Source organism: Hydrogenophaga sp. LT287 (genome assembly GCF_055702805.1).
The window spans coordinates 284,088-299,595 of sequence record NZ_JBVPZC010000001.1; the positions used below are offsets into that span (position 1 = coordinate 284,088).

General features: G+C 64.4%; 14 protein-coding genes. 5 read left to right on the forward strand and 9 right to left on the reverse strand.

All coding sequences use genetic code 11. The features are described 5' to 3' along the window. Positions 1–35 precede the first annotated feature (35 nt). A complete protein-coding gene (locus tag AC0GNR_RS01360; protein ID WP_472899210.1) occupies positions 36–2,129 on the reverse strand; it encodes a M3 family metallopeptidase in 2,094 nt (697 codons plus the stop codon). A 144-nt stretch (positions 2,130–2,273) separates the two neighbouring features. Beyond that, complete coding sequence (locus tag AC0GNR_RS01365; RefSeq protein ID WP_304840551.1) at positions 2,274–2,750, reverse strand: YhbY family RNA-binding protein; 477 nt, start codon at positions 2,748–2,750, stop codon at positions 2,274–2,276. Positions 2,751–2,822: 72 nt separating this feature from the next. Between AC0GNR_RS01365 and AC0GNR_RS01370 the strand changes: the two genes are divergently transcribed. From AC0GNR_RS01370 to AC0GNR_RS01390, 5 genes are all read left to right on the forward strand, one after another. Next, positions 2,823–3,500 carry an RlmE family RNA methyltransferase gene (locus AC0GNR_RS01370; protein ID WP_472899211.1) on the forward strand — a complete coding sequence of 226 codons (678 nt, stop codon included), beginning with the start codon at positions 2,823–2,825 and terminating at the stop codon, positions 3,498–3,500. A 137-nt stretch (positions 3,501–3,637) separates the two neighbouring features. Next, entirely contained in the window at positions 3,638–5,554 is a 1,917-nt protein-coding gene (gene ftsH, locus AC0GNR_RS01375; RefSeq protein ID WP_472899212.1) for an ATP-dependent zinc metalloprotease FtsH, read from the forward strand. Positions 5,555–5,649: 95 nt separating this feature from the next. Next, on the forward strand, positions 5,650–6,480 hold the full coding sequence (gene folP / locus AC0GNR_RS01380; protein ID WP_472899213.1) for a dihydropteroate synthase: 831 nt from the start codon (positions 5,650–5,652) through the stop codon (positions 6,478–6,480). Positions 6,481–6,586: 106 nt separating this feature from the next. Continuing rightward, positions 6,587–7,921, forward strand: coding sequence for a phosphoglucosamine mutase (gene glmM, locus AC0GNR_RS01385; RefSeq protein WP_472899214.1), 1,335 nt, complete (start codon positions 6,587–6,589; stop codon positions 7,919–7,921). Next, positions 7,921–8,409, forward strand: a complete 489-nt coding sequence (locus AC0GNR_RS01390; RefSeq protein ID WP_472899215.1) for a GNAT family N-acetyltransferase — start codon at positions 7,921–7,923, stop codon at positions 8,407–8,409. The genes glmM and AC0GNR_RS01390 overlap by 1 nt, the downstream gene beginning before the upstream one ends. Before the next feature lie 107 nt (positions 8,410–8,516). On the opposite strand, the gene AC0GNR_RS01395 is transcribed toward AC0GNR_RS01390, so the two are convergent. The 7 genes from AC0GNR_RS01395 to AC0GNR_RS01425 form a co-directional block, all read right to left on the reverse strand. Beyond that, entirely contained in the window at positions 8,517–9,719 is a 1,203-nt protein-coding gene (locus AC0GNR_RS01395) for an exo-beta-N-acetylmuramidase NamZ family protein (RefSeq protein ID WP_472899216.1), read from the reverse strand. Continuing rightward, positions 9,716–10,363, reverse strand: coding sequence for a DOMON-like domain-containing protein (locus tag AC0GNR_RS01400; protein ID WP_472899217.1), 648 nt, complete (start codon positions 10,361–10,363; stop codon positions 9,716–9,718). The genes AC0GNR_RS01395 and AC0GNR_RS01400 overlap by 4 nt, the downstream gene beginning before the upstream one ends. 40 nt (positions 10,364–10,403) lie before the next feature. After that, positions 10,404–11,432: an ACR3 family arsenite efflux transporter gene (gene arsB / locus AC0GNR_RS01405; protein ID WP_472899218.1), complete on the reverse strand. Its 1,029-nt coding sequence runs from the start codon at positions 11,430–11,432 to the stop codon at positions 10,404–10,406. 42 nt (positions 11,433–11,474) lie between these two features. Beyond that, entirely contained in the window at positions 11,475–12,698 is a 1,224-nt protein-coding gene (gene arsJ, locus AC0GNR_RS01410; protein ID WP_472899219.1) for an organoarsenical effux MFS transporter ArsJ, read from the reverse strand. A gap of 10 nt (positions 12,699–12,708) precedes the next feature. After that, positions 12,709–13,752, reverse strand: a complete 1,044-nt coding sequence (locus AC0GNR_RS01415) for an ArsJ-associated glyceraldehyde-3-phosphate dehydrogenase (protein ID WP_472899220.1) — start codon at positions 13,750–13,752, stop codon at positions 12,709–12,711. 97 nt (positions 13,753–13,849) lie between these two features. Further along, positions 13,850–15,151, reverse strand: a complete 1,302-nt coding sequence (locus AC0GNR_RS01420; protein ID WP_472899221.1) for a hypothetical protein — start codon at positions 15,149–15,151, stop codon at positions 13,850–13,852. Then, positions 15,148–15,501 carry an ArsR/SmtB family transcription factor gene (locus AC0GNR_RS01425; RefSeq protein WP_472899222.1) on the reverse strand — a complete coding sequence of 118 codons (354 nt, stop codon included), beginning with the start codon at positions 15,499–15,501 and terminating at the stop codon, positions 15,148–15,150. Before AC0GNR_RS01425 ends, AC0GNR_RS01420 begins: the two co-directional genes overlap by 4 nt. Between the last annotated feature and the right edge of the window lie 7 nt (positions 15,502–15,508).

A 15,508-nucleotide genomic window follows, 5' to 3' on the forward strand; every position in this document is an offset into this window, starting at 1 on the left:
GCGGTTCCTATCGGCAGTGTGCGAAACAAATCAAGTCAGGCCATACCCTGGTGGCGCAGCAGCGCGTCGATGCTGGGCTCGCGGCCCCGGAAGGCCTTGAACGAGTCCATGGCCGGGCGGCTGCCACCCGCTTCCAGAATGGCCTGGCGGTAGCGGCGCCCGGTGGCCACGTCCAGCGTGCTGTGGCCATTTGCTTGGGCTGCTTCTTCAAACGCGGCGTAGGCGTCGGCGGACAGCACCTCGGCCCACTTGTAGCTGTAATAGCCGGCCGAATAACCACCTGCAAAGATGTGGCTGAAGGTGTGGGGCGTGCGGCTGTAAGCCGGTGGCTGCAGCACAGCCACTTCGTCGCGCACCTGCTGTTGCAGGGCCAAGATGGCTTCACCGCTGGTGACCGGCTCCGGCTGGCTGTGCAGCAGCATGTCAAACAACGAAAACTCCACCTGGCGCAGCGTTTGCAGGCCGCTCTGGTAATTCTTGGCCGCAAGCATCTTGTCAAACAGCGCACGCGGTAGCGGCTCGCCGGTGTCCACATGGGCGGTCATGTGTTTGAGCACGTCCCATTCCCAGCAGAAATTTTCCATGAACTGGCTGGGCAGTTCTACCGCGTCCCATTCGACACCGCTGATGCCCGACACGTCACGCTCGTTGACTTGCGTGAGCATGTGGTGCAAGCCATGGCCGAACTCGTGGAAGAGCGTGATCACGTCGTCGTGGGTGAGCAGTGGCGGCCTCTTGACGCCATCCACCTCGACGCCATCGGCGAAGTTGCATACCAGGTGCGCCACCGGCGTTTGCAATGCGCCGGTGTCCGGGCGCAACCAGCGGGCCCGCACATCGTCCATCCACGCGCCACCGCGCTTGCCGGTGCGTGCTGCGGGGTCCAAATAAAACTGGCCCACCAGCTGTGTGCCTTCGGGCGTGCTGCGTTCAATTCGGTAAAACTCAACGCCCGGGTGCCACACCGGCGCCGTGTCGCGCCGAATCGCCACTTCGAACAGGGTTTCAACAATCTGGAACAGGCCCGCCAGCACCTTGGGTGCAGTGAAATACGGTTTCACTTCCTGCTCGCTGAAAGCGTAGCGCGCTTCCTTCAGCTTTTCGCCAATGTACGGCCAGTCCCAGGCCTTTGGGTCAGTCAGACCGAGTTCGCTGGCGGCAAAAGCGCGCAGATCGGCCACGTCTTTGTCGGCATGCGGACGGGCTTTTTGGCCCAGGTCGCGCAAAAAGGCGATCACTTGCTCCGGCGTTTCGGCCATCTTGGGCACCAGCGAGACGTCGGCATAGTGGCGGTGCCCGAGCAGCTGAGCTTCCTCAAAGCGCAGGGCGAGCAACTCGCCCATGATGGCCGCGTTGTCAAACTTCACCGCATCGCCATCGGCCTGGTCGCTGGCACGGGTGGCGTAGGCGCGGTAGAGCTTTTCGCGCAGCGCGCTGCTGTGGGCAAACTGCATCACCGGCAGGTAGCAAGGCATCTTGAGCGTGAGCTTGTGGCCAGATTTGCCGTCGGCCGTGGCGGCAGCGGCGGTGGCTTGGAGCACATCGTCGGGCACGCCAGCGAGTTCTTCGGTGGGGACGTAAAGGGCGAACGCGTCGGTGGCGTCGAGCGCGTTTTCGCTGAATTTCTGGCCCAGTTCGGCCTGGCGTTCTTGCAGCCAGGCAAAGCGGGCTTTGGCCTCGCCTTGCAGGTCGGCACCCCCCAACACGAAGCCGCGCATGGCATTTTTGTGGGCCTGCGCCTGCTCGGGTGTCAGGCTGGCGGGGTCCATGGCCTTGTATTTGGCGTAGAGGCGCTCATCGGCGCCCATGCGCGTCCAAAACTCGGTGATTCTGGGGAGCACCTCGTTGTAGGCGGCGCGCAGCTCGGGCGTGTCGGCCACGCTGTTGAGGTGGCTCACAGCGCCCCAGGCCCGCGACAGGCGCTCGGCAGGAACGCCCAGCGACAACGACATTTTCGACCAGTCAGCGGGGAAATCGGCAGCGGTTACCGTTTCAAGCGCGTTGCTGGTGGCTTCCAGCAAGGCGTCGATGGCCGGCGCCACCAACGTGGGCGTGATGGCATCAAACAGCGGCAGATCGGAAAAATCCAGCAAAGGATTGAGCGTGGCGGGGGCGGTGCGGTCGTTCATAGCTGTTCAGATGTGGCGCTGGGCGCGAAGTTCAAGGCGGTGGGCGGCTGTTGCAGTCGGTACCGGGCAAAAAAAAGGACAACAAAGCATGTTAGCCACGCCCGATTGTCCTGTGTGCTGTCCGGAATGCGTTCCGGCCCGTGGTTATTGCGACTGGGCGCTTTTCTTGACGCTTTTTTGCATCGGTTTGGCGCGTTTGACCTGGCCACCGGTGGTCAGGCGCTGGTTGCCCAGCACGCGCACCACTTTCACCTCTGGCCGCTGGCCGCCGCGGCTGCTGAACTTCAGCACCTTCACGTCGCGTGGGCCGGGCATGCGGTCTTCGTCCACCGCCTTTTCCTTTTCAGGCATGGGGCGCCAAAGCACCAGCAGTTTGCCGATGTGCTGAATGGGGGCTGCATCGAGCTCGTCGGCCAGCGTTTGCAGCATGGCCTCGCGCGCGGCGCGGTCGTCGTTGAAAACGCGGATCTTGATGAGTCCGTGCGCCTTGAGCGCCGCATCGGCTTCTTTTTTGACGGCGGGGCTCAATCCATCGCCGCCAATATGGACGACGGGATCAAGGTGATGGGCCTCGGCGCGGTGTACTTTACGCTGGGCGGGGGTGAGTGTGATCTGAGGCATGGGACAATTATCGTTTAACGGCGGCCGTTGTGCGTTTTTCGTGCAGGCAGCCTGTCAGGGTCTCTGCGCAGCATGAAAGTCAAAACCAAGAGCAAGAAGGTCAACAAGGCCTGGCTCAACCAACACGTCAACGATACCTATGTGCTTCTGGCCAAGAAGGACGGGTACCGGGCGCGTGCTGCCTACAAGCTTAAAGAGCTCGACGAAACGCTGGGGCTGATTCGTCCGGGTCAGTGCGTGGTGGACCTGGGTTCCACACCCGGCGCCTGGAGCCAGTATGCCCGGCGGCGCCTGAGCCCACAGGGGGCGGCCGTGGGCGAACTGCACGGCACCATCATCGCGCTGGACATGTTGCCCATGGACCCGGTGGAGGGCGTCCATTTCATTCTGGGCGATTTCCGCGAGCCTGCCGTGCTGGCCCAACTGGAGCAGGCGCTGTTGGACCGCCATGTGAGTGCTGTGGATGTGGTGCTCTCGGACATGGCGCCCAATCTTTCGGGCATTGGCTCGACCGATGCGGCCCGCATTGCCGATCTGGTGGAGCTGGCGGTGGACTTTGCCGTGAACCACCTCAAACCCGATGGTGCGCTCGTGGTGAAGCTTTTTCATGGTGGCGCCTACGACCCCATGGTGGCCCTGTTTCGGCAGACGTTTCGCACCGTCAAGGCGATCAAGCCCAAGGCTTCGCGAGAAAAATCGTCTGAAACCTTTCTCGTCGGCATGGGTCTGAAAAAACAGGCGGTTGCCTGAGGGTTGTGGCAGCACACAAAAATGACTAACCCTTCGATTGATATTGCCTCAGTATTTATCAAAGGCACGCCCGCTTGAAAGTCCTAAAATGGGCTCAACATGCTTATGTCTATCAATATCCCCGCCAGGAGCAGCACTTGAACAACCAGTGGTTTTCGAAAATCGCCGTGTGGATGGTTATCGCCATGGTGCTTTTCACCGTCTTCAAGCAGTTTGACGGTCGCACCAGCGCGAGCGCCGGCACGGTCGGCTACTCCGAGTTTCTTGATCTCGTCAAATCCGGCGGTCTCAAGACGGCCACCATCCAGGAAGGCCCAGGCGGCACCGACATCGTGGCCATCACCACCGATGACCGCCGCGTGCGCACCACCGCCACTTACCTCGACCGCGGTCTGGTAGGGGACCTGATCAACAACAACGTCAAATTTGACGTGCGTCCCCGCGAAGAAGGTTCGCTGCTGATGACATTGCTGGTCAGCTGGGGTCCCATGCTGCTGCTGATTGGTGTGTGGATTTATTTCATGCGCCAGATGCAAGGTGGTGGCAAAGGCGGTGCTTTCAGCTTCGGCAAGAGCAAGGCACGCCTGCTCGACGAAAGCAGCAACACCGTGACGTTTGCAGACGTGGCCGGTTGCGATGAGGCCAAGGAAGAAGTGAAGGAAGTGGTCGACTTCCTGAAAGATCCAGCCAAGTTCCAAAAGCTGGGTGGCCGCATTCCCCGTGGTCTGTTGCTGGTTGGCCCTCCCGGTACCGGTAAAACTTTGCTGGCCAAAGGCATTGCTGGCGAAGCCAAGGTCCCGTTTTTCAGCATCTCGGGCTCTGACTTCGTGGAAATGTTTGTCGGTGTGGGCGCATCCCGTGTGCGCGACATGTTCGACAACGCCAAGAAAAACGCACCCTGCATCATCTTTATCGACGAGATTGATGCTGTTGGCCGCCAGCGAGGCGCAGGCCTTGGCGGTGGTAACGACGAGCGCGAGCAGACGTTGAACCAGATGCTGGTGGAGATGGACGGCTTTGACACCAACGCCGGTGTGATCGTGGTGGCTGCCACCAACCGCCCCGACATTCTGGACGCTGCGTTGCTGCGCCCAGGCCGCTTTGACCGCCAAGTCTATGTGACGCTGCCCGACATCCGTGGTCGCGAGCAAATCTTGAACGTGCACATGCGCAAGGTGCCGTTGGGTACCGACGTGAACGCGAGCGTGATCGCCCGTGGCACGCCCGGCATGAGTGGTGCCGACCTGGCCAACCTCTGCAACGAAGCCGCCCTGATGGCCGCACGCCGCAATGCGCGTGTGGTGGAAATGCAGGACTTCGAGAAGGCCAAGGACAAAATCTTCATGGGTCCCGAGCGCAAGAGCATGGTGATGCCCGAGGAAGAGCGCCGCAACACGGCCTACCACGAGTCCGGTCATGCGCTCATCGGCAAGTTGCTGCCCAAGTGCGATCCGGTGCACAAGGTCACCATCATCCCGCGTGGCCGCGCGCTGGGCGTGACCATGAGCCTGCCAGCACAGGACCGGTACAGCTACGACAAGGACTACATGCTGAACCAGATCAGCATGCTGTTTGGCGGTCGTATTGCCGAAGAAGTGTTCATGAACCAGATGACCACCGGCGCCAGCAACGACTTTGAGCGCGCCACCTCCATTGCCCGTGACATGGTGATGCGTTACGGCATGACCGATGCGCTGGGCCCGATGGTGTATGCCGAAAACGAGGGTGAGGTGTTCTTGGGTCGCTCGGTGACCAAAACCACCAACATGAGCGAGCAGACCATGCAAAAGGTGGACGGCGAAGTGCGCCGCATCATCGATCAGCAATACAAGCTCGCCCGTGACCTGATTGAAGAGCACAGCGACCAGATGCACGCCATGGCCAAGGCGCTGCTGGAATGGGAAACCATCGACGCTGAGCAGATTGAGGACATCATGACCGGCAAGCCACCTCGTCCGCCGAAAGACTGGACACCACGCAACCCGTCTGTGGGTGGCGGTGACAGTGGCGGCACGCCAGCGGTGAACACCGACCCGGCGCCAACGGCTGCCTGATCGCGCGCTTTTCTGGCAATCAACACACGGGGCCTTGGGCCCCGTTGTTGTTTGTGGCGGGGTTTCTATTTCGGTCGTCTGTGTAAAGGTGCGTCATGCGTTGGGTTACTTCCCGTTTTGATGTGGATCTCGCTCTGCCCCAGGTCATGGGGATCGTTAACGTCACGCCCGATTCGTTTTCGGACGGCGGCCGCCATGCCACCACCGTGGCGGCCCTGCGCCACTGCGAGCAGTTGTTGAAAGACGGCGCACACATGCTGGACATTGGCGGCGAGTCGACCCGGCCCGGCAGTCCTGCGGTAGGGCTGGAGGAGGAGTTGGCGCGGGTGCTGCCGGTGGTGCAGGCAGCGGTGGCGCTGGGTGTGCCGGTGTCGGTGGACACCTACAAGCCCGAGGTGATGCAGGCCGTGCTCGATGCCGGTGCCGATGTGATCAACGACATCTGGGCGCTGCGTCAAGGCGGCGCGCTGTCCGTGGTGGCTGCGCACCCGCGCTGCGGTGTGTGCCTGATGCACATGCACCGCGACCCGCAGACCATGCAGGTGGCCCCCATGGCCGGTGATGTGGTGGGTCCAGTGGCCGGGTTCTTGGGCGAACGTGCCAGCGCGTTGACCACAAGCGGTGTGGCTGCCGAGCGCATCGTGCTGGACCCCGGTATCGGCTTTGGCAAGACCGTGGCGCAAAACTTCAGCCTGCTGGCCCACCAGCCGGCGTTGCTGGCGCTGGGTTATCCGTTGCTGGCCGGTTGGTCGCGCAAGTCGTCACTGGGGCATGTGACGGGCCGCGAGGTGCCCGCCGAGCGCGTCGCGGCCAGTGTGGCTGCGGCTTTGTTGGCGGTTGAGCGGGGCGCGTGCGTGGTGCGTGTGCACGATGTGCGCGAAACGGTGGACGCGCTGAAGGTATGGCGGGCAAGCCTGCCTGTGTAGAGCTTGAGCAGGGGTGCTGCCACGATAATGCTGGATGGTGAGGATGCGGCCCTGTCGGGGCCGTTTCAACGAAGCGCAACAGACCCAAAAACAGAAGGACGCAGGTATGACACGCAAGTATTTCGGCACCGACGGTATCCGTGGAACGGTGGGGCAACCGCCGATCACGCCCGACTTTGTGCTGCGCCTGGCGCACGCGGTGGGCCGCGTGCTCAAGCGTTCCGAGGCGCGCCCCACGGTGCTGATTGGCAAAGACACGCGCATTTCTGGCTATATGCTGGAGAGTGCGCTGGAGAGTGGCTTCAACTCGGCGGGTGTGGATGTGCTGCTGCTGGGGCCTGTGCCCACGCCGGCAGTGGCCTACCTGACGCGGGCGCAGCGGGCCAGCCTCGGCGTGGTGATTTCGGCCAGCCACAACCCGTTTGCCGACAACGGCATCAAGTTTTTCAGCGCCATGGGCACCAAACTGCCCGACGACTGGGAACTCGCGGTGGAAGCCGCACTGGAAGAGGCGCCGGTGTGGGCTGACTCTGCCAACCTGGGTAAAACCCGGCGAATGGACGACGCTTCCGGGCGATATATTGAGTTCTGCAAAAGCACCTGTTCGCACCTTTTTACCCTGAAGGGCCTGAAGATTGTGGTGGACGGGGCCAACGGCGCCGCTTACCACATTGCTCCTGATGTGTTCCATGAACTCGGCGCTGAGGTGATCAAGATTGGTTGCGCGCCCGACGGCCTGAACATCAATCAGGGCGTGGGTGCCACCCACCCGCAGGCGCTGGTGGAGGCGGTGAAGGCCCACGGCGCCCATTACGGCATTGCGCTGGATGGCGACGCCGACCGCCTGCAAATGGTCGACGCCAGCGGGCGTCTGTTCAACGGTGACGAACTGCTGTACCTGATTGCCTCCGATCGCATTTCGCGCGACATCGACGTGCCCGGTGTGGTGGGCACGCTCATGACCAACAAGGCGGTGGAGGTGGCCTTCAAGCACAAAGGCGTGAAGTTTGTGCGCGCCAAGGTGGGTGACCGCTATGTGCTCGAAGAGCTGGAACGCCATGGCTGGGTGCTGGGTGGCGAAGGTTCCGGGCACATTCTGGTGCTGGACCGGCACACCACGGGCGACGGCCTGGTGTCGGCCTTGCAGGTGCTGCATGCGTGCGTGGACAGCGGCAAAACCATGGCGCAGTTGCTGGCCGATGTGACGCTGTTCCCGCAGGTGCTCATCAATGTGCGCCTGCAGCCGGGCCAGGACTGGAAAGCCAACACCTTGTTGTCCGATGAAACCCGCGCGGTGGAAGCCGAGCTGGGTGATGCGGGGAGGGTGTTGATTCGTGCCAGCGGTACCGAGCCGCTGCTGCGGGTGATGGTGGAAGCCCGAGACGCGCAGCAGGCGCAGGCCTGTGCCGATCGCCTGGTCAATGCCTTGAGGGCGGGCTGATGTCGGCGGCATTTTCGGTGCGCCTTGCCGACTACGCCTGCGCCACCGACGCGGCGGCCTTGGTGGCGCTGCTTGACGCCTATGCCAGCGACCCGGCCGGTGGCGGTGAGCCCTTGAGCGACTACGCCAAGTCCCACCTGGTGCGCGAGCTGGCGGCGCGGCCGCAGGCTTACAGCGTGCTGGCGTTTGACGGGCATCAGCCGGTCGGTCTGGTGAATTGCATTGAGGGTTTCTCCACCTTCGCTTGCAAGCCGCTGGTGAACGTCCACGATGTGGCGGTGCTGGCCAGCCACCGGGGACGCGGCGTTGCCGCGCAGATGCTGGCGCTGGCCGAGCGCCAAGCCTTGGCACGCGGCGCTGTGAAAATGACCTTGGAAGTGCTTTCCGGAAATGAACCCGCGGTGAATCTGTACCGGCGCATCGGCTATGAGGGCTACCAGCTTGACCCGGCGATGGGTACGGCGCAGTTCTTTCAGAAGTGGATTTAGAACCACCCCCGCGCCGCCTGCGGCGTCACCCCCTCCAGGGGGCGATGCGAGTGGCCCGGCGGAGCCGGTTCCACCGCATCCTGGCCTGAAGGCGTTCCCCTCGTTGCTCAGTAAAGTAGGAACGGTTGGCGGGCTTCTGACCAGGCCGCTTCGTCCGGCCTGGTGATCGCATCGAGGTCTTCGGGCGTTGCATCCGGGTGGTCTACCCACTCGCGCAGCGCCGGGCCGCCGTTGATGAGATCAATCGCCAGGCGATCGTGCTCGTATTCGTACGCAAAGTCGCGCCACAGCGGGTAGGCCGGCGCCTGTGAGCGCAGCGCCTTGAAGGCCAGTGCCTGCAGGCGCCAGGGCTTGAACGCGGCGTGGTCGTAATGCGTGGGGTCTTCCACATGAATCTGTACACCGGCGCACAGTTGGCCTTTGTGCTTGTGGAAAGTGGGTTCAAAAAAGCATTCACGCAACACGCAGCCTTGCAGCCATTGCGGCGCCAGGCGTCGCATGTCGTCCATGAGGCGGTGGGCGTCGATGTCGGGTGCGCCAAACAGCTCCAGCGGGCGCGTGGTGCCGCGGCCTTCGCTCAGTGTGGTGCCTTCCAGCATGACGGTGCCGGCGTAGGCGCGGGCCATGCTCAGGTTGGCTGCGTTCGGGCTGGGGTTCACCCAGGTGCGCTCCATGGGCCAACCAAAGCCGGGCGCGGCGTCGGGTTGCCAGCCTTCCATGGTGATCACACGGTAGTCCACTTGCAGGCTCAGCGTGGCGATGAACCAGTGGCCCAGTTCACCCATGGTCATGCCGTGGCGCATGGGCATGGGGCCGGCGCCCACGAAACTTTCCCAGCCCTCGCGCAATGTCAGGCCTTCCACCGGTCGGCCCGCCGGGTTCGGGCGGTCCAGCACCCACACGCTTTTGCCTTGCTGTGCAGCGGCTTCCAGCACGTAGCGCAGCGTGGTGATGAAGGTGTAAATGCGGCAGCCCAGGTCTTGCAGATCGACCAGCAGCACGTCAAAGCTGTCCACCATGGCTGGCGTGGGCCGGCGCACCTCGCCGTACAGGCTGAACACCGGGATGCCCAGGCGCGGGTCCAGGTAGTCGGGCGACTCGACCATGTTGTCTTGCTTGTCGCCGCGCAGACCGTGCTGCGGGCCAAAGGCTGCGGTCAGTTGTATGTCGGGCAGCGCGGCAATGGCGTCCAGCGAATGGGTGAGGTCGCGGGTGACCGACGCGGGGTGCGCCAGCAAGGCCACACGACGCCCAGCCAGCGGCGCGCGCAGCACCGGGTCTTGCAGAAAACGTTCAATGCCGAATTTCATGGGGTGTCTTGGAAAGCGGGAGGAGGGTCAAAAAACGGCAGCGCCAGGGACAGCGCCATGCCGCCCCGGTGGTGAAAGTCGGGCCGGGCGGCGGGGTGTTGCAGCGCCCAGTAGCTGAGCTGGCCGCCTTGGTCTTCTATTACGGCGCTCAGGCCCAGTTGTAAGGCACCACCGGCCTGGCACATAGGCAGAGCGCTGCGCGGCAGCCAGACCTGAAGCACCAGCGCATGGGCTTGCACGGTAAGGTCTATTTGCGGCTTAACTTGCGGCTGGGCCAGCTCGGCGGCGGTGTCGCGCACGCGTTCACCACGAAACCGGTAGGCGGCCCAATGGCCCGATGGAGAAAAGTTGAATTCGCGGTAGGCCGGCTCGCCTGGCACCGCCACGAAGGCTTCAAAACAGGTGTGTTGCCACAAGCCGTCGGCCGTACCCGGCGTGGCAGGGGCAGGCACGGACAAGGCGGCCACGTCGCCGGTCAATGCATAGCGCAGCAGCAGCCCGGCGCTGGGTTCGCTGACCGTGACGCCGCCCGCCATGGCCAGGCTCACACTCAACTGCAGAGGGTGCGCGCAGGGCGTGGCCGGGTGGCACACCAGGGGCATGGCCTGGGCAGGCAGCGGGGAGGGGGCGGGAATGTCGGTCACAGGTGCGTATTTTGGCAGGCCCGCAACACGGCCCCGGTGCTCAGGCCGGGTTGGGTGGAAACCAGTGGCGGGTGCGGTTGATCAGGGCCACCAGCGACAGCATCACCGGCACCTCCACCAGCACACCCACCACCGTGGCCAGCGCCGCGCCCGAGTGCAGGCCGAAGAGCGAAATGGCCACCGCCACCGCCAGCTCAAAGAAGTTGGAGGTGCCAATGAGGCAAGCCGGGGCCGCAATGTTGTGTGGCAACTTGAGCCAGCGTGCACCGGCATACCCCAGCGCAAAAATGCCGTAGGTCTGGATGGTGAGTGGAATGGCGATCATGGCAATGACCAGCGGTTTGGCGATGATGGTTTCGGCCTGAAATCCAAACAGCAACACCACGGTGGCGATCAGCCCCACCACCGACCAGGGCTTGAGCAGCGCGACAAACCGGCTCACCGCCGCTTCTCCACCTTTCGAGCGCAGCGCCTGGCGTGTCATAACGCCGGCCACCAAGGGCAGGACAACATAGAGCAGGGTGGACAGCAGCAGCGTTTGCCACGGCACCGTGAGGTCGGTGATGCCCAGCAAAAACGCGGCGATGGGCGCAAACGCAAACACCATGATGATGTCGTTGACCGACACCTGCACCAGCGTGTAGTTGGGGTCGCCTTTGGTGAGCTGGCTCCACACAAACACCATGGCGGTGCAGGGCGCCACGCCCAGCAGGATCATGCCGGCGATGTATTCGTTGGCCGACTGTGGGTCCACAAACGGCGCAAACAAATACTTGAAGAACAGCACGCCCAGCGCCGCCATGGTGAAGGGCTTGATGAGCCAGTTGATCACCACCGTGAGCAGCAGGCCCTTGGGCTTTTTGCCGACGTCGCGCACGGCCGCGAAGTCGATCTGGATCATCATGGGGTAAATCATGATCCAGATGAGCACGGCCACCACGAGGTTGACGTGGGCGTATTCGAGGGCCGCAATGGCGGCAAAAGCCGCAGGCGACAAGAGCCCCAGGCCGACCCCGGCCAGAATGCCCAAGCCGACCCAGACGGTGAGGTAGCGTTCGAAAACTCCCATGCGGTGATTGTCGGTGATGCGTTGGTGCGTTCGGTGTCGCGCTCAGCGGCGCGTGGGCAAACCAAGCGTCAGCAGCCAGCACACCAGCAGCATCAGCGCCGAGCCCACCAGCGCGTACAGCAGGCCGCCCCACTGGTAGAGCAGGCCCGACATCAGCGTGCCGAAGAAGCGGCCCAGCGCGTTGGCGGCGTAGTAGAAGCCCACGTCTTCGGCCGCCTTCTCGCTGCCGGCGTAGGCCAGGATCAGGTAGGAATGCACGGACGAGTTGACCGCGAAGGCGAAGCCGAACAGGCCCAGACCGCCCACCACCCACCACTGCAGGTTCGGCAGCTCCAGCCACACCGCCACGGCGATGGCCACGGGAATCAGCGCCAGCGCCAGCGACCAGCCGCGCGCCGCCGGCACCTCGCTGCTCAGGCCGTCCGGGCTGCGTTTCACGAGGTTCGGCGCCAGCGCCTGCACCAGCCCGTAGCCGATGGTCCAGGCCGCGAGGAAGCCACCGACCATGGTGAAGTTCCAGCCCTGCGAATACAAGAACACCGGCACACCGACCACGAACCACACGTCGCGCGCGCCGAACAGCGCCACGCGCGCAGCGGCCAGGTAGTTGATGCCCTGGTTCTTGGCGAACAGTTCCTTGGCCGACTTGGACGCCTTGGCCTTGCCCATCATCGGTGGCACCGACAGCACCACGCCCGCCAGCACCAGCACCAGCAGGCCCGACATCGCCCACAGCGAATGCTGGAAGCCCAGCGCCTGCAGCAGCACGCCGCCGAGGAAGAAGCCAAAGCCCTTCATGGCGTTCTTGCTGCCGGTGAACCAGGCCACCCATTTGAAGAGCTGGTTGTTGCCGCCGTCCTCGGCCTTGGCCTGCGCCTGCGTGACCTTGATGGCCGATTTGCTGGCGGTCTTGGTCAGGTCCTTGGCCACGCCGCAGATGCCCTGCGCCACCACCACCCAGGCCACCGACATCGCCGCCGTCCAGGCCGGGTTCAGCAGCGAGAGCAGGGTGAAGCCGGTGATTTGCGTGACCAGGCCCACGGTCAGCATGCGCTGGATGCCGTAGCGCGTGGCCAGCCAGCCGCCGATCAGGTTGGCCAGCACGCCGGCCGCTTCGTACAGCAGGAACAGAAAGGCCAGCGTGAATGGCGAATAGCCCAGCTTGTAGAAGTGCAGCAGCACCAGCATGCGCAACGCGCCGTCGGTGAGCGTGAAGCCCCAGTAGGCGGCGGTGACGATGGCGTAGTTGCGGGTGGCGGTGTTCATCGTGCCGCGTTCAGATGCCGACAGATTCCAGATGACAAGCCAGGTCCACCATGCGGGTGGCGTAGCCCATCTCGTTGTCGTACCAGGCGTAGACCTTGAGCAGGGTGCCGTCGGTCACCATGGTCGAGAGACCATCGACGATGGAACTGCGCGTGTCGCGCGCGTAATCGGCGCTCACCAGCGGGCGGGATTCGTAGCCCAGGATGCCGGCCAGCGGACCCTTGGCGGCGGCCTCGAACAGCGCATTCACTTCCTCGGCCGTGGTCGCGCGGTTGAGCTCGAACACGCAGTCGGTCAGCGAGGCGTTGAGCGCCGGCACGCGCACCGCGTGACCGTTGAGTTTGCCCTTGAGTTCGGGGTAGATCAGCGCGATGGCGGTGGCGCTGCCGGTGGTCGTGGGCGCCAGGTTCACCATGGCGCTGCGGGCGCGGCGCAGGTCCTTGTGCGGCGCGTCCACCACCAGGTTGGTGTTGGTCGGGTTGTGCAGCGTGGTGATCTGGCCGTGGCGGATGCCGATGGCTTCGTGCACCACCTTCACCACGGGTGCCAGGCAGTTGGTGGTGCAGCTGGCGGCGGTGACGATGCGGTCGCGCGCCGGGTTGTACAGGTGCTCGTTGACGCCGACCACGATGTTCAGCACGTCGCCCACTTTGACAGGCGCGGCCACGATCACGCGCTTGGCGCCGCGGTCCAGGTGGCCCTGCAGGGTTTCGGGGGTGAGGAACTTGCCGGTGCATTCCAGCACCAGGTCCACGCCCAGATCGCCCCAGGGGATCTCGGCAGCGGTGGCGTGTTCGCTGAAGCTCAAGCGCTGGTCGTCGATGCGGATGGCGTCGCTGCCCTCGGCCGCGATGTCGGCCCGCCACTTGCCCTGCACGCTGTCAAACGCCAGCAAGTGGGCGGTGGCGGCAGCGCCGCCTTTGATCTCGTTCAGGTGCACCACCTCCAGGCGGTTGCCAGCGCGTGGGTCGGTGCTTTCGCGCTCGGCTGCGCCGAAGGCGGCGCGCAGGGCCAGGCGGCCGATGCGGCCCATGCCGTTGATACCTACTTTCATCGTTCTGTCCTTAAAAGGTGAAAGGAAACACGGGGAAACACTTCAATAACCATTGAATTGTTGCTGGGCTGTGTGACAGCGGGGTGACATGTTGTGGCTACACGCTGGGTGGACCGGTCCAGTGCGCGTTGAGGTCAGGCAACACCACCACCGGCGAAAAGCCACCGCCTTCGGTGCGGAAGTTGGTGGTCTGACCGGCCCAGGTGCGGGCCGCCAGCAGCTGGATGTGGCCGCCGTAGGTGTAGGCGCGCAGATCGAGCTTGAGCCGGGTGGGTTGGCCGTCCACCATCACCAGGCGTTCGCTGGGCGGCACGGTGGTTTGCGCCACATAGTCGCCCGCCAAAATCTCGGTCCACACCCGGCGGGTCAGCTTGTCGCCCCGGTAGGCAGCCCGCGCACCAAACCCCGCGGCGGGTTTGAAAAACAGGCCGCGCCGCTGGGCCCACAGGGCGACGGCGTTTTCCGCGGTGACGGCCTGCGTGCTGGGCACCACCGCCTGCAGGGTGGCGCGGTCGGCGCTGGAGACGCCCCAGTCTTCCAGTTGCGCCGGGTCCGACAGGGCGATCAGGTTGCGCTTGTTTGCGTAAAGCGCGTGCGCGCGGGGGTGCGGCGTGACCACCGCCGCGCCAGCCCGGTAGGCCTGTTGCAGGGCTTCGTGCTCGGCGTCTTGCAGGTAAAAGTCGGTCAGGCGGTTGTAGACCAGGTCCACCGGCATGCCGGGGGGCAGGGCGGGGTGCCAGAGCGCGCCACCCTGCCAGTGCAGCTCGCGCGGGTCGGCCACCATCGCCAGCAGCCCGTGGGCCGCAAAAAGCGCCTGGGCCATTTCAAACTCGGGTGCCAGGTACTGCTGGGCGGGCGCGTCGTCCACGATCACCACGTTGCGCAGCGGCGCGCTCCCCCGCTGGGCATGCCATTCCTGGCGGAACATAGCCACGAACGCCGCCTCGATCGGCGCTGGTACCCCTTCCGAGGCGGCTGGATGGACGCCACAGCACACGCGGTGCGCACGGGCCAGCGCTGCGTTGAGCAAGGCGCCGCCCGCGTTGCTGTTGATCTCGATCAGCTTGGGGCCATCGGCCGCCAGGTGAAAGTCGTAGCCCATGAAGACCCCCGCCGGCCCCCAGTTGAGCTGTGCAATGGGGTGGGCCCGGGCCAGGGCCTGGGTTTGCCAGGCCGGCAGGGCCATCACCCGTTCCAGCGCGTCCACCGCTTGCACCAGTTGGGCGTTGACGGCCTCGTCCAGAAACACGGCGGTGGCCGAAAACAGGTGGGGGTGACTTTGCGTCAGCCGGTCCGTCATGCCCTGCAGCGCCGGGCTGGTTTCCAGCTGCTCGCGCAGGCGCTGGGGCTCCAACGTCTGGCAGGCGCAGGCCAGGTTGAGCGCGTCGGCGGCGCTCATGGCGCGGTGGCGCAGGTTTTGGGCCCGCAGCCGGTTGACACTTCGCAGGGCTCGCCGGCACAGCAGTGCTCGGTCAGGTAGCCCAACAAGGCGTTCATGCGGTCAAAGTTTGCGCGGTAGATGAGGTGGCGGCCCCGCGGCTCGGCGCTCACCAGATCGGCCTGGCTCAGTTCTTTCAGGTGAAAAGACAGGGCGCTGGGCGACACCCCCAGCCTCTCGGCCATGGTGCCGGGCGTGAGTCCTTCGGGCCCGGCCACCACCAGTTCCCGAAACGCCCGCAGGCGCTGCACCTGGGCCAGCGCGGCCAGGGCGCGTAAGGTGTTGTCTTCCTGGGGTGTGGCGGTGTGCATGTTCCCA